Below are 21,183 nucleotides of genomic sequence, written 5' to 3'. Positions count from 1 at the left end.
CACTAAAACCTAACTGATAAACCTGCGGTAAATGCACGACCATTACCTACAGAGTTTCTTTCAACACCTTGTGATGCATTACCTCCTATTGAATTTCCGTTTGATGATACTTCAGGATCGGAACCAGGATACTTTGTCAATATAAATAAGTTATTACCGCTTACATAAAGCCTGGCATTTGCTAATTTTAGTTTAGATGTTATTGTTTTGGGTAATGTGTAACCTAAACTTGCACTTCTAAGCTTTAAAAAGTCGCCTTTAAATACGTTAACATCAATTGGAAAGGAAGAACCATTGGAAACATTATCACCATTAATTATCTTTGGAATATCAGTAATTTGCCCTGGAGTGGTCCATCTGGCTAACATATCAGTAGAATTGTTCCAGAAACGCTGATCCCTTAAACCTGAATTTGTACCATAATAAATGTAGAAACCAAGCTGATAAGTAAATGTTAATCCTAAATCGAATTGTTTATACCTGAAAGTATTATCGAAACCACCAGAAAACTTTGGTTGTGTATTTTTATACGGAATACCATCATTATTTAAAGAAATACCATTTCTCGCTTCCGTTCCATCTTCATACGAATAACGGAATTGACCAGCAGGCGCAACTTGTTGATACAAAACTTTTCTTCCTGTAGCTCTTTCAATAAAAATTCTTCTACCTGTAGCCGGATCAACACCGGCAGTTTGAACCGCATATATCATCCCAAGCGGACCGCCAACTCGTGAAATGCTGGCAGATTCCAAAGATGAGGTTGCTTGAATAAATTGTGTTAAACCATCTGATAGGGAAAGTATTTTATTTGTATTGTAAGAGATGTTGAATGATGGGCTCCAGTTGAAGTTTTCATTTCGAACAGCATCGCCCGTGATCGCAAACTCAAAGCCTTTATTATACATTGATGCAATATTTAATTGTGGCGTACTTGGCAAACCAGCAGAAGGTACTTGCGGAACATTATAAATTAATCCATCTAATTTATTTTTATAATATGCTGCCTCAACAGTAACCCTATCGTTTAAGATTCCAAAATTAAAACCAAGATCTAATTTTTTACTTTCTTCCCAACCAATCTGATCATTTCCTGTTTGGCTAGGCACCAATGTAGCAGCTCCATTGTATAATCCAGTAGAATAAAATGAATAAGATGCAAGGTTACCTAAACCACTAGTATTACCAACAGTTCCGTATGAACCTCTAATTTTAAAACTTGAGAATGTTTTATCAAGCCCGATTTTAGACCAGAATTTTTCATTAGCAATCTCCCAACCTAAAGCAACACCATAGAAAACACCTTTTTTGTTATCAGCACCGAAAGCAGAATATTCATCCTGACGAATATTAGCGTTTATGTAATATTTCTTATCGTAATTGTAGGTAAGTGCGCTAAAAAATGAAACTAAATAGTTTTCACCCATGTTTGCCACGTTAATAGCAGGCGTAGCATAACCGGCGGCAAAAACGTTAAATGCCGGATCGGATAAGGTTGTGCGGGAAGCACCAAACCCTAAAGATGTACTTCTTTGTTGCTCGTTACCTAATAATAAAGAGAAATTATGTTTCTCACCAAAAGTTTTATCGGCCTGAATTGTATTTGTTAAAACCCAGCGTTTATTTTTATTAAGACTTTCAGATGCCGAACCTCCTGAAGCAGCGGCTCCACCATTTATAGGATTCGAAAAAGAATCATTATCTGAAAAAATATAATCGATACCATAAACCGATTTTGCATTTAACCACGGCGTAATATTTGCTTGTAAATAAATATTTGATTGTATGTGGTTAATTTCATTATTCGATCTATCTAAATTTAAAACCGCTGCCGGATTATAAAAACCAACATCAGAACCTACATTGGCACCTCTGCCTATTGTTGTTGCATTGAAAACATTATAACTACCATCTGCATTATATGGCGATACGTTAGGTGCGGTAACAATTGCCAACCTACCTAAACCACCTGTACCAAAAGCCTCACCAGCCAAAGAACCTGTAGAAGTTGCTGATAAATTTTCTTCATTCGAGTAAGAGATTTTTCCGCCAACTACAAATATTTTTCCTTCTTTATGATCAACCTTAAATAAACCGGCTTTTCTATTATAGTTATTATTCATTACAATACCTTGCTGCTTCGTATAACTTCCAGATAGATAATAGCTTGTTGATTCGGAGCCACCTGATATGCTTAATGAATTACTATGCGAATAGCCTGTTCTATATATGTAATCGTACCAGTTAGTGTTAATTACATTTCCGGCAGCATCATTTTGCAAAGCGAAATATCTTCTCGCCGCAACATTAGTATTTGTATTATCAAAAGTTCCAGCATTTCTTAAGCCCTCATTTTTCAAATCAGTATATTGATATGCATCTAAAAGCTCTGGTAAACCTCTTGCTTTTGTAGAACCTACCCAAGCATCGTAAGAAACTACTGCTTTTCCAGGCTTACCTTTTTTAGTTGTGATCACAATTACACCATTAGCACCCCTACTGCCATAAATTGCAGAGGCTGCTGCATCTTTCAAAACCTCAACACGTTCGATATCATTTGGATTGATACTAGAAAGCGCATTACCTGGCGCACTGGAACCACTCACGTCGCCTGTGTAAGTTGCCACACCATCCACAATAATTAATGGGTAAGAACTTAACGAGATAGAACTTGTACCACGAATACGAATTACCGGAGGATTATTTAAAACACCGTTTGGAATGGTAACCTGAACACCGGCAGCTCGACCACCTAATGCCTGATCGAAACTTTGAACGGGTTTATTTTCCAAGGATTTACCAGTAATTGTGGCAATAGAGCCAATATTATCTGCTTTTCTTACAGTTGAATAACCTGCGATAACCACATCAGACAAAGAATTACTTTCTTCAGCTAAAGCCGCATTAACTACGCCCGATTTAATACTTACGGTTTTAGCTTCGTATCCAACAAAGCGAAAAATTAATGAAGTGGTGTTATTCGGAACTGAAATAGAGTACATACCATCAGCACCGGTTTGGGCAGCAATCCTAACACCGGGAACACTAACTGAAACACCTGGGAGCGGTAAACCATCCGAAACAGAAGTTACCTTTCCGGTAATCTTCTTTTGTTGCGCCTGAACCGAAAAGCTCATAAAGGCGAGAAGGAATAAAACGAGTAGTTTTTCTTTCATACTTGTAATTTTAGGTTATTGATTAATTATTTAGAGAAAAATTGTATTCATTTTACAAAATCAACCTAACATAATCGATCAATAAGCCTAAAAAGCTTAAAAAACATCACATTAATCCATTCGGATACGATTAAAAAACACAATAAATAAAAAAACACCACATAATTAAACGTAAATCGAAAAGATTTACACTAAAAAGTGATATTTGGTTAAAAGATTAGTTTGTTTTAGGTTTTGATTTCATAAAAGAAAGAAAAAAAATCAAAAACAAAAAATAAAATAAAATTTTTAACATATTTATTTTATAAAACATGCTAAAAACAAAAAATAATCAAACAAAAACACCAAAAACGACAAATTAAAATCTAAAAAACCAAATTACACAACATTAAATAAACATTTCACCACAAAAAACACCTTAAAAATCACATCACTAAAAATCCATGCTATTCATAAATAGTTTTATTACATTTATCTATATAAAATCTATAAAATGAGCTCAGGAAAAAAAATTATCGTAATAATCTCTATCGTAGTCCTATTAATATTAGCCGGAATTGCATACTATAGATATTTTTTCGTTTTCGGCGAAGGTGTTAAAGCCGGAGAACTTAATTTTGTTGTTAAAAAAGGATATTTATTTAAAACCTACGAAGGAAAATTAATTCAAAGCGGAATAAAATCGAGAGCAACTGGAACATTACAGAATAATGAATTTGAATTTTCAATCGGCAACAAAGCCATCGCCGAAAAAATGATGGCAAATAGTGGCAAGTTTTATGAACTGCGTTATAAAGAATACAAAAACACTTTACCCTGGAGAGGCTTCTCTGTTTACGTTGTCGATAGCATAATATCAGTCAAAGATTTACCGCAGTAGTTGATCATTGGTTACCTGTTGAATTTGGTTAATTGATTAATTGGTTATTGTTAATTGATTATTGATTAAAAAAAGGTTTCAAAAATTACAAAAAAAATCCGGAGGCTTTCACCATCCGGATTTACTCATAATATATTTGGTTTGTTGTTTCTATACTTTAAGTTTTCAAGCTTTTAGCTTAATATTTCCCTCGCAATCACTATCTTCTGAATCTCAGAAGTCCCCTCACCTATTGTACACAATTTACTATCGCGATAAAATTTCTCAACCGGAAAATCCTTGGTATAACCATAACCGCCAAAAATTTGCACCGCGTCAGTCGCAACCTTTACCGCTACTTCCGAAGAAAAATATTTTGCCATTGCCGATTCTTTTGTCATTGGCAAATGCCTGTTTTTTAAATCTGCTGCCTGGCGAATTAACAATTCTGAAGCTTCAATTTCCGTTGCCATGTCGGCAAGCTTAAAACTAATTGCCTGATAGCTCGAAATTGGTTGCCCAAATTGCTGGCGTTGTTTCGAATAACTAACTGCGGCATCAAAAGCACCTTTCGCAATACCTAAGCCCAATGCAGCAATTGATATTCTTCCACCGTCCAAAACTTTCATCGCCTGTTTAAAACCTTCACCAACATTGCCAAGCAAATTGGCTTTTGGTACACGGCAATTATCAAAAATCATCTCCGTGGTTTCTGATGCCCGCATACCCAATTTATTTTCCTTTTTACCAGCCGCAAAACCTGGTGTTCCACGCTCTACAACCAATGCCGAAATTCCTTTTGAACTTCCTTGCTCCCCTGTCCTAACCATAACAACTGCAATGTCGCCGCTTTTGCCATGCGTAATCCAGTTTTTTGAGCCGTTAATAATATAATTATCGCCATCTTCAACAGCTGTTGTCATCATTCTCAAAGCATCCGAACCTGTATTTGCTTCTGTTAAGCCCCAGGCACCAATCCATTCTGCAGTGGCTAACTTTGGCAACCATCTTTGTTTCTGTTCATCATTACCAAAGGCTAAAATATGACCAGTACACAGCGAATTATGTGCTGCTAATGATAATCCAATTGAGCCACAAACTCTTGCAACTTCAACTATTACATCAACATATTCTTGATAACCCAAACCTGAGCCACCGTATTCTTCGGGAACTAGAACACCCATTAAGCCCATTTCCCCCAATTGCTTAAACAATTCTAAAGGAAAAATTTGCTCCTCATCCCATTGCATAACATTCGGACGAATGTGTTTTTCGGCAAATTCCCGAACCATCGCCTTAACGTTTAACTGCGTTTCAGTTTCTGAAAAATTGTAGCTTACGCTCATTAATTTATATTTTTTACGTGGTTAGATGCGGCAATGATAAACAATTATTTTTGAGTTATTTACCACTAAATATTTGCGCAGGTGTAGAATGAAATGGTATTTAGTTCAATTAACATAGCCGTTAATTTTAAACATTGATAAAGCCAAAATAAATCCTTTTAATTTTTTTTATCGAAATCTGTAAATTTTCGAAAAAGCGAACACTAAAAGCCTTAATTGATTAGAATGTTAAATATGGTGCAATCTTATCAATTACCTGTTGATTTAAAATCATAACCTTTCGTAAATCATCAACATTAGCATAATTGCCATGCTGCTTACGGTACTGAATAATTGCATTAATTTGTTTGTACGAGAGGTATGGAGATGCTTTTAGTGCATTAAAATCGGCAGTATTAACATTGATGGTTCTAATCAAACTTGGGTTAATAGAAACTTGATCTTTAACTTCTGCATATTTTGCCGAATCTAATCCATAAACCTCCATCAATTGTTCTTTCTTGTAAAAACCACCCAAACGTTCGCGGTATTTTAAAATCCTCAAAGCAAATGCCGGCCCAATTCCTTTAATTTGATCTAAAGCGGTTGAATCTGCCCGGTTAACATCAACTACAACCAACGCTTTTTTAACATACTCCTTTTTTTCAAACTGAAAATCTTTTTTGGTAAATGACTGCGCTTCAATCTCAACGTAAGGCAATAGCTTTTTATACATTTCAGGCGAAATCGTGTACATCCTTTGCAAATCTTCAGCCTTAAAAAATTTACCGCCTTTATTTCTATAATTTACAATAGATTGAGCTTGCTTTGCTGATAAACCTAATGTTTGCCAGTCTTCAACATCAATTTTATTCGGATCGAATTTGAATAAACGATGTGATACTTTTTCCGAAGAACTTTCGACATAGTCTTTCGTATACGTAAAACGTTGTTGGTCGCTTACCTCAATAGCCTGGATAGATGCGAGCAAATTTGCATCATCATTTTCAAGTGGCTTGAAATAATTATACACTAATGGAAAAGATTTTAGAAGGATGATAATGATGATTAAAAGCAGCAATCCATTGAATTCGCCTTTGCTGAAACCAAAATGTTTGTTTAGCCAGATTCTCATTATACGATATGACATGTGTATTATAAATATAAATCTTATTTTTGGGATTGCAAAACACTCACCGTTTTGCAAATCAACAATCCAATTATTTTCTATGAAGATTATCACTACCTCAGAATTTGCAAAGGCAACCAAGATCGATAAATTGGGTGTACCGGGACTAGCCGGCTTGCTGATGGAAATTATGAAATTGAACGACATTAATGATGTATTCTCTCAAAATCAGCATTTTAAAGGTTTAGAATTTGTAGATAAAATATTAGAAACCATTGGTGTTTCAATCGATTTTGATGAAGATGAACTAAATAGCATCCCTAAAACCGGGCCATTTATCGCCATTGCAAATCACCCTTATGGTGGTGTTGAAGGTTTGGCCTTGGTTAAACTTTTATGCACCGTTCGTCCGGATGCGAAGGTTATGGTAAACTTTATATTAAAGAAGATCCCAAACTTAGATGAATTTTTCGTAGCCGTAAATCCTTTCGAAAATGTTCAACACTCATCAAGCATTAGTGGATTAAAAACAACTTTCGATTTATTAAGAAACGGCACACCTATCGGGATTTTTCCTGCCGGAGAGGTTTCAACATTCAAACTCGATGCACAACAGGTAACCGACAGAATGTGGCATCCTGTGGTTGGTAAATTAATTGCCAAAGCAAAAGTTCCGGTTGTACCGATCTATTTCCACGGCAACAATGGTGTTTTATTTAATATCCTAAGTTTTATACACCCAACGCTTCGTACAGCAAAACTACCTTCAGAGTTTTTAAACAAACATGGCAGAACCATTAGAATAAGAATTGGAAAAGCCATCGGTTTGGATGAAATTTCAAACATGAATAAGAGCAATAAGTTAATGGACTTTTTACGTGCCCGTACTTATGCTTTAGGTGTTGGTTTAGATACTGAAAAAAAGATTTTCAATCCGCTAAATGTATTTAAGATTAAAAAGAAAGCTGCTGATGTAATTGAAGAAACATCAAGGGTTTTAATTAAAGATGAAGTAGCAACACTCGAAGATTTTAGAGTTTGGACAGAAAAGAACTACGAAGTGTACATCGTGCCAACGCTTAAAATTCCAAATGTTTTAAGAGAAATTGGCCGTTTAAGGGAAATTACTTTCCGCGAAGTTGGCGAAGGCACAAACAAGAAAATCGATTTAGATAATTACGACATTTACTACAATCATTTATTTATCTGGGATAAAGATTTAGAGAACATTGTTGGGGCTTACAGAATTGGTAAAGGTGATGAAATTTTAGAAAGCATGGGTCGCCGCGGCTTCTATTTGTCAGAATTATTTAAAATGAAGGACCAGTTTTACCCTATCTTAAGGCAAGGTATAGAACTTGGTCGCTCGTGGATTAGAAAAGAATATCAAGGCAAACCTCTTCCACTTTTCTTATTGTGGAAAGGAATTTTGAAATATCTGATTGATAACCCTCAATATCGCTACATGTTCGGACCGGTGAGCATTAGCAACAGTTTTTCAAAATTCAGTAAGGCTTTAATTGTTGATTACATCACTAAAAACCACTTCGATTATGAAATGGCTAAATATGTGAAACCTAGAAATAAATTTAAGGCAGATTTACTGCCGATTTCTACTGATACATTGGTAGATAGCAGCGACTCATTTAAGGATTTAGACAGCATTATTGGCGATATTGAAAACTCGCATATTAAAGTACCTGTGCTTTTAAGACAATACATGAATTTGAATGCAAAAATTATTTCATTCAATATAGACCCTAAATTCTCTGACTGTTTGGATGGATTTTTAGTGGTAGATACCCACAACATCCCGGCGGAGATTCTGGAGAAACTTGGTAAGAATTTGTAAACAAAAAACCCGGACATCCATCCGGGTTTTTTTTATTATCAACTAACCTAAACTTTTATAAATACTAACCAAATATTTACATGGGCAAAGGTGAAGTTTTAATGTTAAGTTAAAATCAATAAATCATTATAATAAGACTTAATTTCCTCAACTATTCACCCCTCAAACCCAAATTCAAAATTAAGTAGAAGTTAATTTTTTAAACGCTTGTTAACGTTAAATAATTGTTGATTTAATATTAATTAATGTTAAATTTAATGTTACCAAATACTTAAAATTGAGAAACAGAGCCAATCAATACTTTATTGCTTTCTTCATACTGATAAGCCCAATTATCTGGGTAAAAAGTGTGCAGGCTCAATCTTATTCTTTCGAATTTTATGATGGAACTTTCAATTTCACTGTTGATAGCAGCGCACTTATTGCAAGCCCGGCTCTTGCAACAGCACAATCGGTGAAAGAATTTTATAAGGATGCAGATCAAAGCAAATACAACTCCATAATAACCGCTTTAACTGAATACAAAAAGAAAAACAATTTGAACGACTGGATATTTTATCAGCTGATAAGAAAAACTGCACAGCAAATTAGTCCGAAGCTAGATAATTACAGCCGCTATACTTTGTACAAATGGTTTTTATTAACGAAATGTGGTTACGATGCCAAAATTGCCGTTGGCGATGGCCAAATCATCTTCTATGTAAGAAACGATGAAGACATTAGCGATATACCATTTTTTGAAATTGATGGCAAAAAGTATATGTGCCTGAATTACCACGATTATGGAAAATTGTTCAAACAATCTGGTGCTTACAAAGAGGTTAACCTTTCAGTTCCAGAAGCAGAGCATTCATTTTCTTATAAAGTGACCAGGATGCCGGATTTCAAACCTGATAACTACAAAGAAAAAGATATTCAATTTAGCTACAATCAAAAAGTAAATCATTTTAAACTTAAGATAAATGAAGAAGTTGAAACAATCTTTAAAAATTATCCGATAGTAGATTTTGAAACCTATTTTAATATTCCATTGAGCAGGGAAACTTACAGTTCGTTAATTCCGGTTTTAAAAGAAAACTTAAAAAAGATGAACCAAAGGAAAGGTGTAGATTACCTGATGCGATTTACCCGATATGCCTTTCTTTATGAAGATGATTCTGAAAGCTATGGCAAAGAGAAAAGGTTTTCGCCAGAACAAACATTACTCAATAATGCAAGCGATTGCGATGATAGGGCTGCCCTATTCTTTTATTTGGTTAGAGAAATTTATAACCTGCCGATGCTTGCAGTCTTATATCCTGCTCACTTAACAATTGCAGTACAATTCGAACAGCCAATTGGGCAATCCATTACGTACAATGGCAAAGTATATTCTTACTGCGAACCTACACCTCAAACTCAAAACTTAAAAATCGGACAACTATCAAGTAGTTTAAAGGACAAAAAGTTTGAAATTGTTTATGCTTACGAGCCATCCAAACGTTAGCTCGAATAAAGGTTAATTTAACGTTAAGCGAATGTTATCTTATCAATAACTCAATAAAGCCCTACAGTTTTTACTTACATTTATTTTTTAATTACATTTTTAGATTTATCATTATCACATGGCTGCAACTATCTATTCTGTTTTAAAAGAATTTTTTGTCGAAATTCACAATCATCAGGTTAAAGCCCGGATACTCTCTCCCATTCATGATGAAAATTTATTTATAATTCAGGTAAACCTATATTTTAAGAGTAAAAGCGATGCTGATGCTAACGATCCGACATCTACATTTACTTCGTATGCCAACGCAGAAAGGCATTTATTAGGATACCTCGAGGCTTTTCAAAACACATTAGATTTAGGTGGTATTGTTGCTGAAGGCACCAGGTTTTAGACATTTTCCTTATCGTCTTTTTCAGGCGGCAGTTCTGACTGAATTATCTGTTGTTCAAATTTTTTCATGTCTTTGCGGTTTCTCCTAATCAAATAGATAATGAGAATGGCCACCAAAATGGCTACACCTACTAGCACTGGTAAATTAATATCCATTTTCTGTTTGTTTAATTACCACTTTTATAAAAATAAGCTAAATACTTTCGATGTTAACTTGTATTCGAGTACTTAACATAATCATAATATTAATTTCACTTTAACATAATATATCTTTGAGCAAATCCATTATTGTTAGATGAAAAAGAAGAAAACAACAAAACCAAAACAAGTTACGAGCAAGACACTAAGAAAAGAGATAGCATCTAAATTAACTTTAGCATTCAGCGAAATTGCAAAAGCGTATGGAAAAGAGAAGAAGGCACAAAAAGCAATTGAAAAACTTGCAAAGCAGTTATCCAAAAAGGTTACCATCAGTGCAAAACAAGATGCTATTGAACCTTTTATAAAAGAAGATGAACCTCTGGCTATTGTAAAAGAAGAAAAGCCAATCGTAAAGAAAACTACAAAAAGTAAAGCTAAAACTGTAGAAAACACAGAAACAGCTTCATAAAAAAAGGAGTCAGAAATTAAATTCTGACTCCTTTTTTATTTATTTAAATATTAATTATTTTACTGCACCTGGAGTAGTGTATGGTAAATTTTGTGGGTCGAAATGTGCCCAACCAGCTGCCCAGTTCTCAGCACCGAAAGCACCTTTGTAAGCAACACTTGTAAAACCAGCAGTTAATTTAGAGTTTGTGAATGCTGCACCTGAAGCTGCTGCTGAATTAGCAACTACTGTAAAGTTAGGTACACCTACTCTTGCTGCAGCAACTAAATCTGCTGAATACTTGTATGGGTCAGCGAAGATACTTGCAGCTAAAGCAGCCGGGTCAAATACGTTAGCAGCTGCACCAGCATTTAATAATGGCGTAACAACACCTAAAGCAGTAGCATTTGAAGCTTTGATTTGGTTACTTTTGCTATTTGAGTTATATACTAAGTTATTAGCGAAAACTGATCTTCCAGCAACTAAGTTACCTGAAGAGTTTAATGTTCCGCCAGCTGGCAATGCATCATCATAGAAAATACCTTCTGTATAACCAACAAATACTGAGTTGAAAATGCTGATTGCAGAGTTACGACGAATTTGAGCACCGTGTTGGAAGTTAGCATTGATACTAGAGCTACCAGAACCTACAGGGCCTAAAATTGTCATGTTAGAGAATACAGCTGAAGTTTGAGGAGTTGCATTATCACCAGCTGCGTTGTTATCTGATTCGAAACCATTTGAACCTGAAACGTCTGCAGTTACTGATAAACGTTGAGCTAAACCAAATTGAATTTTACCAGAGAAACCGTTATCTGTATCGAAATCATCATCCCAAGTATCAATAGCAATTAAGTGATAACAGTTAACTGAACCACCAAACCATTCGAAAGCATCATCACCAGAACGGTAAACTTCGATATAATCTACAGTCGTTCCAGAACCTACTGAACCGAAAGTTAAACCATTGATTTCATTATCAGGACTTAAAGCGATACCTGCATATTCGATACGGATATATTTTAAAACACCAGAGTTATCTGCGTTATCAGTACCACCGTGCTTACCTTTATCAGTAGCATCAGAAATACCTTCGATAGCAACTGAAGTACCTACGTTATTTTGAGCTTTACCCAAAACAATTACACCACCCCAATCACCTTCTTTACGAGCACCTGCAGCAACACTAGATGTAAATACGATTGGTTTATCAACAGTACCAGCAGCATTAATTTTAGCACCTCTGGTGATAACTAAAGCACCTTTAGTAGCTTTATCACCTTTAATGATTGTTCCAGGCTCGATTGTTAAAGTAGCATTATTAGTTACGAAAACATTACCTTTTAAAAGATAAATCTTACTTGCAGACCAAGTTGTAGCTGTAGTAATGTCACCAGAAATTTCAACTGTATTTGCATCAGTTGGTGGGTTAATCTCGCCATCATCACCACTTTTAGAGCAGCCTGCTAAGAAAACCAATACGCTTAATGCGCATAGTAATAATTGTTTTTTCATTTTAATTAATTTTACTTTTTCCAAAATTATGATATGAATGTAATTTGTATATTAAGCCTTCTTTAATAGATCGTTAACCTAATTTTAAGTTAATGTTACGACTAGAATGTGTATGAGAATGATAATGAATAATTGCTACCTGGTTTAAAACTAGCGATGGTTTCATCTGATGCTCTATCGTATTTTTTATTAACATCGATGTCGTAATATTGAGTGATACGGTTACCCAAAATATCTCCAGCGTTAAATTTAATTTCGCCTTTGTTTTTAATTACTTTCAATGCTAACTGTAAATCAATTACATCTCTTGGCACTTCCCAAATCTCAGGGAACAATACACCACCGGCAACAACTAATCTGCGCCCAACTTTATTGTACAAGGCATTAAAGCTTAATTTATCACCCAAGAAATTATGTTGTATACCCGCATTAATAATGTAAGGTGCCTGACCAACCATTGGTCTGTTTGTTTCTTTTAAGTTGATACCTGTATTCGCCGTTTCAACTTTAGATTTAATTAAAGAAACATTCGTGTAAAAAGTAGTTTTCTTTAAGAAGTCTGTTTTAGCAATGAAGTCTAAACTCTTACGGAACTCAAATTCAACACCATAAACGTCTACCTTATCTGAATTGATGTAAGTGATAATTCTGGTAGAACCTGCATCCTGGTTATAAGATTCAATAGCATTATGGAATTTTTTGTAGAAACCTGATACCGATAATATTTGTCCGGCTTCAGGGAAAAATTCGAAACGTAAATCGGCATTATCAATTTTAGCCTCTTTTAAATTAGGGTTACCTTGTTGCAAAGCCAATAATTCATAATCATAAATCGCTGCCGATGATAATTCTCTAAATTCTGGTCTTGCTAAAGTGCGGTAATAAGATGCTCTTAAGTTCACTTTCGGCGTTAAGCTGTAAGTATAATTTACAGATGGAAGCACATCCACATAATTATCATCTACAGAAGTTTGCGGAGTTGGTACTTTCGCATCTAAAACAACATTAAACTGCTCTACCCTAACACCCCAAACCAATCTCGATTTTTCGCCAAATTTATTATCAAGCATTAAATAACCTGCATTCGTTATCGAATGCGCATTGTAACTATCTGCATCTGCAGAAATATCATCTAATGAATATGCTCCATTATTAATTGCATCTGCTCCATATAAAGTGCTCAACGGACGTTGACTAATCAAATCAGCATTTGGCGCTCCTGTGTTCGCTCTGAAACCAACAAACCTTGCATCAAAAGTTCTGTCGCGATAGATTGAACTTAAGCCAGTTTTAAACGTAGCCAATTGACCAAACATTTTTAAAGGAAGAGTGTAGTTTAATCCTCCACTAAAATTATCTTCATTTAATTTAGAGAACAATCTCGAGTTTTCTTTACTTAATGTTCCTGTACTGGCAGTATATACATACGCAGCAGTTCCAGCATCTGATGGATTTCGTTGGTACGAAATTTTCTTTTGGTCTGGTTGGTCGTTTAAGATATTAGCATAACTTAAAGACCAGTTAATTTTTGAATTATTTTCACCTAAAGCATGGTTACCCTCTACAGTCGATTTAAATAATTGCTTTTGCATTAAATCGAAAGCAAAAAACTTAATATCACGACCTCTATCGCTATTAAATCCATCTCTGGTTAAATAGGCATCATCATATGCTCTGTTGTAAATATTTTTGAAGGTAATTTTACTCTTTCCGTAAGTGTAAGCGAAGTTGGCAATTGCACCTAAACTTGTAGAGAACCTGTAAATATTATCATGGTAATCGTAATTTACATAATCACGAATCACATCATTATTAATAGTCTGTGCATTTCTGTAGGTTAACGAGAATAAAGCACCGAATTTATTCGTGCTCTCTTTAAATTCTTTAACTCTACCTAATGTGAATTGATAGTTTTGAGTTGGTAAAGCCGTATTGTTGTAAATTTTCCAATCTTGGGAAAGTGATTTCATTGCAGCAATCTGTTGTGCCGAAGTTAATCCGCCACTAATTCTGGTACGAGAAGGGAAGTTTGCAGGTAAAGCCTTATCTCCATTATCAAATCCTAAATAATCAGTAGCATTTCTCTTTCCGCTTTTGAAATCTTTAAATGTAGATTCTGTATTGTATCCTGTACCAACACCAAAGCTTATAAAGTTTCTATCCGGAATATCTTTTGTATTAATTTGAATTGCACCACCAGTAAAATCTGCCGGTAAATCCGGAGTAGCCGTTTTGCTAATCACTAAGTTATCAACCAAATTTGAAGGCACGATATCGAAAGAGAAAGCTTTACGGTTTGGCTCAGTACTCGGTAATGAAGAACCATCTAATGTTGCATTATTGTAACGGTCGCTCAAACCTCTGATAACAACAAATTTGTTATCCTGAACGGTTGCACCACTTACTCTTTTTAAAACATCAGAAGTATTTCTATCTGGAGATTTTTTAATCTGGTCGCTGGAAACACCATCAGAAATAACAGCGCTGTTTTTTTGTTTGGCGTATAAAGAGTTAACAGATTCTTGTCTGAAACTTGCTTTAACGACAACCTCACCTAAGTTCTGGCCACCAGATTCACTCAAGATTACATTTAAAGTGGTCGTTGCTCCGCCTTTTACTTCAACATCAGAAACTTCTTTACCTTGATATCCTATGAAAGAAAACTCCAAAGTATGTTTTCCATCAGCGATAGGAAGAATGTATTTCCCGTCAACATCAGTAGAAACACCTTTGTTTGTACCTTTAATTCTAACCGTTGCACCAATAATGGTTTCACCAGTTTTTTTATCTGATACTGTACCTGCGATTTTTCCGGTTTGCGCATAAGAAACTATGCCCATGAATAAAATCAGCATTGTTAACGCCGATTTTCTAAAAATTGTGATTGAGTTCAATTTGCCTACGTTTAATTTTAGGCAAAGCTATTACCACAATGTTAGCTATATGTTAGATGTTAATTAAGGTTTGTTTAGCTAAATGTTAACCTAATGTTAATCATTAAAAGATTAATACCTTAAACCTATTTTCTTGCAGATGAAGTGCAATAACCATATTGGTCCTATTAACAGGAATTTAACATCATCTAAAAAGGATGGTTTTTTACCCTCAATTTTATGCCCGATGAACTGACCAATCCAGGCAACAACAAAAATAACCAGACAAACTAACCATAATGCCGGACCGCCAATTTTCTCCCATTGCTCTAAAGCAACAATGCCATAACTCATGGCTGCAATTATCAAAAGCATAAAATAAGACAGCACTGGCGATAAACGATAATAGTAATAAACAGAAAAGGCAATTAGAAACGATGCCCAATTCAAATACATATTATACTTACCCAAAAAACCAATTTGCGGAAATGGAATCGACCAAACTAAGCCAAGCAAGCTGAAAATAATAAGCGGTACACAAATCCAATGTATAACTTCATTGGTATGGTTGTTATGACTTTCCTGATATTTATCAAAATAAACGTGAACGGGGCGCTTTTGTACAATAGTTTTGGTTTGCTTGCTCATCATGTAAAAATAAAAAAAATAATTAAGAAGCGACTGATGTAATATGCAGTCAAAAGAATTTAAGACATTGAAATTTTTTCTGTATTGAGATGGCTACATACCTCACCATTATAGAACAATTAAAATCAGCATTAATCAATCCAATCTGCGGGCAAGAAATAAACTGAAACACAAAATTCCGTGTCTTCTGTGCTTCCGTGTCAAACAAATTATCTAAGAAAACAAAAAAAAAAAAAAGCGATGAAAACTCATCGCTTTAAAATCTATTCAACCACATGAATCTGTGGAATCTTTCAATCTGTATAATCGCCTTCTCTACTTTGCAAAGGCTACAGAACGGGTTTCTCTAATTACAGTAACCTTAATCTGCCCTGGATAAGTCATTTCCGTTTGAATTCGGGTAGAAATATCCGCTGCAAGCAATTCTGCTTGTGCATCAGTAATTCTTTCACTTTCTACAATAACCCTTAATTCTCTACCTGCCTGAATTGCAAAAGTTTTTTCAACCCCTGGATAAGAAAGCGCTAGCTCTTCTAAATCCTTCAAACGTTTGATATAACTTTCCACAACTTCTCTACGTGCACCCGGACGAGCACCTGAAATCGCATCGCAAGCCTGAACAATTGGAGAAATCATCGAAGTCATTTCGATTTCATCGTGGTGAGCACCAATTGCATTACAAATTTCTGGATGCTCTTTATATTTTTCTGCCAGTTGCATACCTAAAATTGCATGTGGCAATTCAGGATTATCATCAGGCACTTTACCTATATCGTGTAATAAACCCGCACGCTTAGCCATCTTCGCATTTAAACCCAACTCTGCTGCCATAGTTGCACAGAAATTAGCAACCTCGCGAGAGTGGTGTAATAGGTTTTGACCATAAGATGAACGGTAACGCATACGACCAACCATACGAATTAACTCCGGATGTAAACCATGAATGCCTAAATCGATAACGGTACGTTCACCGATTTCTACAATTTCATCTTCAATTTGTTTTTTAGTTTTCGCAACAATCTCTTCAATACGAGCCGGGTGAATACGACCATCCGTTACTAAACGATGAAGTGCTAAGCGGGCAATCTCTCTTCTTACCGGATCAAAACCCGATAAAATAATGGCTTCAGGAGTATCATCAACAATAATTTCAATTCCGGTTGCAGCTTCAAGCGCACGAATGTTTCTACCCTCTCTACCAATTACCCTACCTTTAATCTCATCGCTTTCGATGTGAAAAATAGATACAGAGTTTTCTATTGCAGCCTCAGTAGCTGTACGCTGAATGGTTTGGATAACAACCTTTTTCGCTTCTTTACTTGCCGTTAATTTCGCTTCATCAACAATATCTTTAACCTGCATCATCGCCTGTGTACGGGCCTCTTGTTTCAGGTTTTCAACCAGTTGCTCCTTCGCCTCTTCAGCCGAAAGACCAGCAATGGTTTCCAATTGTTTTAAATGCTGATTTTTAAGAACCTCGACTTCCTCTTGCTTTTTAACGGCAACTTCAGTTTGTTTCTCTAAATGAACTTTTTGCTTATCAAGTTCCTGCTCCTTTTTATTATAATTTTCTAAACGTTGATTAACCGACTGCTCCTTTTGCTTAATCGTGTTTTCACGCTGATTAATGGTATTATTTTTAGCGTTAACTTCTTGCTCATGTTCAGCTTTCAATTGTAAAAACTTCTCTTTCGCTTCTAAAAGTTTATTCTTTTTTAAAATTTCAGCGTTATTCTCTGCATCTTTTAAAATTTTCTTCACTTTACTCTGTGCGGCAACCTCTTGTTGTTTAAGCAAGCTGCGTAACAGGAATCTACCAACCACAACGCCGATGGCTAAACCGGCAATCAAGGCAAACACGTATCCTAATATTTCCATTTTGTTTTGTTTGTAAAAAAAAACCGCAGCTAATTTTTAAAGTCTCATCTTTTTCAAACCTCAACTAAGCATAATTAGGGTTTAAGCCATTTTCAGGTGCCATAGCAGATGAAATACGCCCTCTTAACCCTATAGATATTGAAGTGTTAAGTTTTATAAAATTTGAAACTCAAAAACTAGCCGCGGCTATGTTTTAATGCTATTTATTATAAGCTGTCGTCATACTGAATTCATTTCAGCATCTTATAAACAGGCTCTGAAACAAGTTCAGAGTGACGGCAACTATTAAAGAACGTACCTTATTTTGAAAAGAAATCATTTAATAAAACATCCAATTCTTCAACTTTATCAGCAACAGCAGTATCTTGGTTCTGAACTTTGTTCTCCGTTCTTAATACAGCAGTTGCATAATGCAACACCGCCATAGAAAGTAAATCCTGCTTATCTCTAACCGCATAATTTTCCTGATAGTCTTTTATGCGCTCATTAATCATTTTTGCTGCCCGTCTCACAATCTCTTCCTCTTCCATATTAACCTTTAATGGGTAAATACGGTCGGAAATGGTTATTTTAATAGAGATTTCTCCCATTGTTTAGCTTAGTTTCGATTTTTTTGCTTCACTTATTTCTTAAGTAATGCAATACTTTTGTCTATCTCCCGCACAAAATCGTTAATTTTTTGTTTAATGTCAAGCGACTTCTCACTTGTTCCTTCAATACTTTTGGCAAGTTTTGTAACCCTTAATTTTTCTTCAAGGTCTACATGTTTTACTTTCGAAGTATCAAGGGCAACTTTTAACGATTGATTCTCAAGCTTTAATAAATCATTTTCTTCCTGTAAGGCATTACACAACTCGATAATTCGTGTTGTTTTTTGTATTACTTTACTTAATTGTTCTGCAACAGAAGTCATGAATTTATTTTTAAAAATACAAAATAATATTTTATTTCCTAATTTCCGCGCCAGCTTGAGCAGTTAAGTTGCTAATTAATTTCTGCATAGTTTGCTCAATCTGCTTATCTGTAAGCGTTTGTTCTTCATCTTGCAAAATGAAATTTAACGCATACGATTTTTTGCCTTCAGGTAATTTATCGCCTTCGTAAACATCAAAAACACCAACTTCTTTAATCAGCTTTTTATCCGTTTTAAATGCAATTCCTTTTAAAACCTCAAAGCTTATATTTTTATCAATCAATAAAGATAAATCTCTTCTTACCTGTGGATATTTTGAAACCTCTTTATTTACAATTTTATTCTTGCGAACAATATCCAATAAAAGCGCCCAATCAAAATCTGCATAGAAAACCTCTGCATTTACATCAGCAACTTTTCTATCAGCCTTTGTAGCAGCTCCAAAACTTACCAGCGTTTTATCTCCTCTGAAATATTTTATTCCGTAGGCGAAGTTATCATCTTCCAAAACATCAGATTGGTAGGCTGTAATCCCCAACCTCGAAATAACTGCATCAACTGCTGCCTTTAAGTTGTAAAAGCTCGATGATTTAGTTTTTTGATTCCATTGCTCACTTTCCGTTGCGCCAGAAATCAATAACAATAAACGCGGACGTTCTATATATTGCTCGCTAATTAAATGATAAGTTTTACCATATTCATAGAATTTAACATCGGCGTTTTTACGGTTTTGATTGTATGCAACACTTTCTAAAGCAGGCATTAACAAGCTTTGGCGCATTACATTTAAATCGCTACTTAAAGGATTTAATATAAAAACAGCTTCGTCGGTATTTTTTGAATAAGCTGATTTAGTAAGTGAGTTACACCAGATTTCGGCATATCCATTTGCCGTAAGCATATCTGCAATTACATTTTGCGTGTTTTCTTTATCAGGCTTTGAAGTATAAGAAAGCGAAGCATTAATTTTTGAAGGAATTTCGATGTTGTTATAGCCGTAAATCCTTAAAACTTCTTCGGTAATATCGCATTCGCGAGTCACATCAACTTTAAATGATGGCACACGAAGCGCCAAAGTATCATCAGATGTATTAGTTGCAGAAATACCCAAAGCAGTAATAATATGCTTAATCTCTGCAGCCGGAATATTTGCGCCTATTAATTTGTTAATATTCGAGTAGCTAACTTCAAACTCGAAAGGCTTAATATGGTTAGGATAAATATCAGAAACTGAAGATGAAATGGTACCTCCGGCAAGCTCTTTAATTAACAGTGCAGCATATTTTAATGCAGTTACCGTCATTTCAGGATCAGTACCTCTTTCAAAACGGAAAGAAGCATCAGTTTTTAATCCATGTCTTTTAGCTGTTTTACGTACAGAAACCGAATTGAAGTAAGCACTTTCTAAGAAAATGTTCTTGGTTTCAGTATCTACACCAGATGTTTTGCCGCCAAATACGCCGGCAATACACATTGGCGCATCCGCATTGCAAATCATTAAATCATCTGCACTTAACTTACGTTCAACATCATCAAGCGTTACAAAAGGCGTACCTTCTGCAACCTTCTTTACAATTACTTTTCCACCAGCAATTTTATCGGCATCAAAAGCATGCAAAGGCTGACCAAAACCATGCAAAACATAGTTGGTAATGTCAACAACATTGTTTATCGGTCTTAAACCAATAACTTTCAACTTATCTTTTAACCAATCCGGAGAATCAGTTACCGTAACACCAGAAATGGTGACACTGCTATAACGCGGACAAGCTTCCAAGTCTTCAACCTCTACCGGAATAACTAAATCCTCATTATCTGTTTTGAAGGCTGATAAATCAGGCATTTCAAATTCACTTCTGAAATAAGCAGCTAAATCTCTTGCCACACCTAAATGTGAAGCTGCATCAGCACGATTTGGCGTTAATCCGATTTCAAAAACGAAATCATCATCCATTTGAAAATGTTCTTTAGCTAAAATTCCAATCTGGGTTTCAGCAGGAAGAATCATAATTCCATCATGAGATTTACCTAAACCGATTTCATCTTCTGCACAAATCATACCTTGAGAAACTTCACCTCTGATTTTCGATTCTTTGATTTTAAATGGCTCGCCTTCTAACGGATAAACGGTTGTACCAACGGTTGCAACAACAACTTTCTGTCCAGCAGCAACGTTTGGGGCACCACAAACAATCTGAAGATTTTCCTTGCCACCAACATTCACAGTGGTAACACGTAAACGATCGGCATTAGGATGTTGTACACAAGTCAAAACCTCACCAATAACCAAACCTTCTAGGCCGCCAACAACTGGCTGTACCTTATCTACGCTTTCTACTTCTAAGCCCACATTTGTTAAAATGAGCGAAAGTTCTTGCGGAGTCTTATCTATTTGAATGAATTGTTTTAACCAGTTGTATGATATTTTCATTTTTGAGAATCAAGTAAATTGTATTAAGTAAAAAGTATTAAGTGTTAAGACTCGACTTAGTACTCAATTTTATAAAACGCAAAGATATTATTTAAAGGTTAAAGCAGAAAGCTTAT

At 35.2% G+C, this 21,183-nt stretch carries 16 protein-coding genes; 5 read left to right on the top strand and 11 right to left on the bottom strand.

Annotation, left to right across the window (positions count from 1 at the left end; all coding sequences use genetic code 11):
* Positions 1-2: 2 nt before the first annotated feature.
* The gene (locus tag R2Q16_RS08035; protein WP_316736321.1) at positions 3-3,176 is read right to left on the bottom strand and encodes a SusC/RagA family TonB-linked outer membrane protein; all 3,174 of its coding nucleotides are present in this window, start codon (positions 3,174-3,176) and stop codon (positions 3-5) included.
* Positions 3,177-3,669: 493 nt separating this feature from the next.
* Here R2Q16_RS08035 and R2Q16_RS08030 point away from each other — a divergent pair, with 493 nt between their 5' ends.
* Positions 3,670-4,056, top strand: a complete 387-nt coding sequence (locus tag R2Q16_RS08030) for a hypothetical protein (protein WP_316736319.1) — start codon at positions 3,670-3,672, stop codon at positions 4,054-4,056.
* 173 nt (positions 4,057-4,229) lie between these two features.
* Here the strand turns inward: R2Q16_RS08030 and R2Q16_RS08025 are convergent, their stop codons facing one another.
* Complete coding sequence (locus tag R2Q16_RS08025) at positions 4,230-5,381, bottom strand: acyl-CoA dehydrogenase family protein (RefSeq protein WP_316736317.1); 1,152 nt, start codon at positions 5,379-5,381, stop codon at positions 4,230-4,232.
* 220 nt (positions 5,382-5,601) lie between these two features.
* Positions 5,602-6,510 (bottom strand): ComEA family DNA-binding protein, encoded by a 909-nt coding sequence (locus R2Q16_RS08020; RefSeq protein WP_316736316.1) that lies wholly within the window; start codon positions 6,508-6,510, stop codon positions 5,602-5,604.
* Between the two features lie 79 nt (positions 6,511-6,589).
* Between R2Q16_RS08020 and R2Q16_RS08015 the strand changes: the two genes are divergently transcribed.
* The 3 genes from R2Q16_RS08015 to R2Q16_RS08005 all read left to right on the top strand — a co-directional run bounded on the left by R2Q16_RS08015 (position 6,590) and on the right by R2Q16_RS08005 (position 10,221).
* Positions 6,590-8,341: a lysophospholipid acyltransferase family protein gene (locus R2Q16_RS08015; protein WP_316736315.1), complete on the top strand. Its 1,752-nt coding sequence runs from the start codon at positions 6,590-6,592 to the stop codon at positions 8,339-8,341.
* A gap of 277 nt (positions 8,342-8,618) precedes the next feature.
* Positions 8,619-9,827 (top strand): hypothetical protein, encoded by a 1,209-nt coding sequence (locus tag R2Q16_RS08010; RefSeq protein WP_316736313.1) that lies wholly within the window; start codon positions 8,619-8,621, stop codon positions 9,825-9,827.
* 118 nt (positions 9,828-9,945) lie between these two features.
* Positions 9,946-10,221, top strand: a complete 276-nt coding sequence (locus R2Q16_RS08005) for a hypothetical protein (RefSeq protein WP_316736312.1) — start codon at positions 9,946-9,948, stop codon at positions 10,219-10,221.
* Here R2Q16_RS08005 and R2Q16_RS08000 read toward each other — a convergent pair.
* Positions 10,218-10,376, bottom strand: coding sequence for a hypothetical protein (locus R2Q16_RS08000; RefSeq protein ID WP_316736311.1), 159 nt, complete (start codon positions 10,374-10,376; stop codon positions 10,218-10,220). The two genes, R2Q16_RS08005 and R2Q16_RS08000, sit on opposite strands and share 4 nt — an antisense overlap.
* Positions 10,377-10,515: 139 nt before the next feature.
* On the opposite strand from R2Q16_RS08000, the gene R2Q16_RS07995 reads away from it, so the two are divergent.
* Entirely contained in the window at positions 10,516-10,830 is a 315-nt protein-coding gene (locus R2Q16_RS07995; RefSeq protein WP_316736310.1) for a hypothetical protein, read from the top strand.
* A gap of 54 nt (positions 10,831-10,884) precedes the next feature.
* Here R2Q16_RS07995 and R2Q16_RS07990 read toward each other — a convergent pair whose 3' ends face one another.
* The 7 genes from R2Q16_RS07990 to pheT all read right to left on the bottom strand — a co-directional run bounded on the left by R2Q16_RS07990 (position 10,885) and on the right by pheT (position 21,067).
* Entirely contained in the window at positions 10,885-12,324 is a 1,440-nt protein-coding gene (locus R2Q16_RS07990; RefSeq protein WP_316736309.1) for a hypothetical protein, read from the bottom strand.
* A gap of 101 nt (positions 12,325-12,425) precedes the next feature.
* The gene (locus R2Q16_RS07985; RefSeq protein WP_316736308.1) at positions 12,426-15,179 is read right to left on the bottom strand and encodes a TonB-dependent receptor; all 2,754 of its coding nucleotides are present in this window, start codon (positions 15,177-15,179) and stop codon (positions 12,426-12,428) included.
* Positions 15,180-15,329: 150 nt separating this feature from the next.
* Positions 15,330-15,845 (bottom strand): DUF962 domain-containing protein, encoded by a 516-nt coding sequence (locus R2Q16_RS07980; protein WP_316736774.1) that lies wholly within the window; start codon positions 15,843-15,845, stop codon positions 15,330-15,332.
* 315 nt (positions 15,846-16,160) lie between these two features.
* The gene (gene rny, locus R2Q16_RS07975; protein ID WP_316736307.1) at positions 16,161-17,723 is read right to left on the bottom strand and encodes a ribonuclease Y; all 1,563 of its coding nucleotides are present in this window, start codon (positions 17,721-17,723) and stop codon (positions 16,161-16,163) included.
* Between the two features lie 299 nt (positions 17,724-18,022).
* Entirely contained in the window at positions 18,023-18,313 is a 291-nt protein-coding gene (locus R2Q16_RS07970) for a cell division protein ZapA (protein ID WP_231462488.1), read from the bottom strand.
* Positions 18,314-18,345: 32 nt separating this feature from the next.
* Positions 18,346-18,636 (bottom strand): hypothetical protein, encoded by a 291-nt coding sequence (locus R2Q16_RS07965; RefSeq protein WP_290240083.1) that lies wholly within the window; start codon positions 18,634-18,636, stop codon positions 18,346-18,348.
* Between the two features lie 31 nt (positions 18,637-18,667).
* The gene (pheT, locus tag R2Q16_RS07960; RefSeq protein WP_316736306.1) at positions 18,668-21,067 is read right to left on the bottom strand and encodes a phenylalanine--tRNA ligase subunit beta; all 2,400 of its coding nucleotides are present in this window, start codon (positions 21,065-21,067) and stop codon (positions 18,668-18,670) included.
* Between the last annotated feature and the right edge of the window lie 116 nt (positions 21,068-21,183).

The organism is Pedobacter aquatilis (assembly GCF_032678425.1).
In the GTDB taxonomy this organism is placed as follows: Bacteria; Bacteroidota; Bacteroidia; order Sphingobacteriales; family Sphingobacteriaceae; genus Pedobacter; species Pedobacter aquatilis_B.
This window is presented reverse-complemented; position numbering and strand designations above follow the sequence as displayed.

Coding starts and splice junctions, on each gene's coding strand:
- R2Q16_RS08035 (WP_316736321.1), bottom strand. CDS start 3,176: ATGAAAGAAAAACTACTCGTTTTATTCCTTCTCGCCTTTATGAGCTTT.
- R2Q16_RS08030 (WP_316736319.1), top strand. CDS start 3,670: ATGAGCTCAGGAAAAAAAATTATCGTAATAATCTCTATCGTAGTCCTA.
- R2Q16_RS08025 (WP_316736317.1), bottom strand. CDS start 5,381: ATGAGCGTAAGCTACAATTTTTCAGAAACTGAAACGCAGTTAAACGTT.
- R2Q16_RS08020 (WP_316736316.1), bottom strand. CDS start 6,510: ATGTCATATCGTATAATGAGAATCTGGCTAAACAAACATTTTGGTTTC.
- R2Q16_RS08015 (WP_316736315.1), top strand. CDS start 6,590: ATGAAGATTATCACTACCTCAGAATTTGCAAAGGCAACCAAGATCGAT.
- R2Q16_RS08005 (WP_316736312.1), top strand. CDS start 9,946: ATGGCTGCAACTATCTATTCTGTTTTAAAAGAATTTTTTGTCGAAATT.
- R2Q16_RS08000 (WP_316736311.1), bottom strand. CDS start 10,376: ATGGATATTAATTTACCAGTGCTAGTAGGTGTAGCCATTTTGGTGGCC.
- R2Q16_RS07995 (WP_316736310.1), top strand. CDS start 10,516: ATGAAAAAGAAGAAAACAACAAAACCAAAACAAGTTACGAGCAAGACA.
- R2Q16_RS07990 (WP_316736309.1), bottom strand. CDS start 12,324: ATGAAAAAACAATTATTACTATGCGCATTAAGCGTATTGGTTTTCTTA.
- R2Q16_RS07985 (WP_316736308.1), bottom strand. CDS start 15,179: ATGCTGATTTTATTCATGGGCATAGTTTCTTATGCGCAAACCGGAAAA.
- R2Q16_RS07980 (WP_316736774.1), bottom strand. CDS start 15,845: ATGAGCAAGCAAACCAAAACTATTGTACAAAAGCGCCCCGTTCACGTT.
- rny (WP_316736307.1), bottom strand. CDS start 17,723: ATGGAAATATTAGGATACGTGTTTGCCTTGATTGCCGGTTTAGCCATC.
- R2Q16_RS07970 (WP_231462488.1), bottom strand. CDS start 18,313: ATGGGAGAAATCTCTATTAAAATAACCATTTCCGACCGTATTTACCCA.
- R2Q16_RS07965 (WP_290240083.1), bottom strand. CDS start 18,636: ATGACTTCTGTTGCAGAACAATTAAGTAAAGTAATACAAAAAACAACA.
- pheT (WP_316736306.1), bottom strand. CDS start 21,067: ATGAAAATATCATACAACTGGTTAAAACAATTCATTCAAATAGATAAG.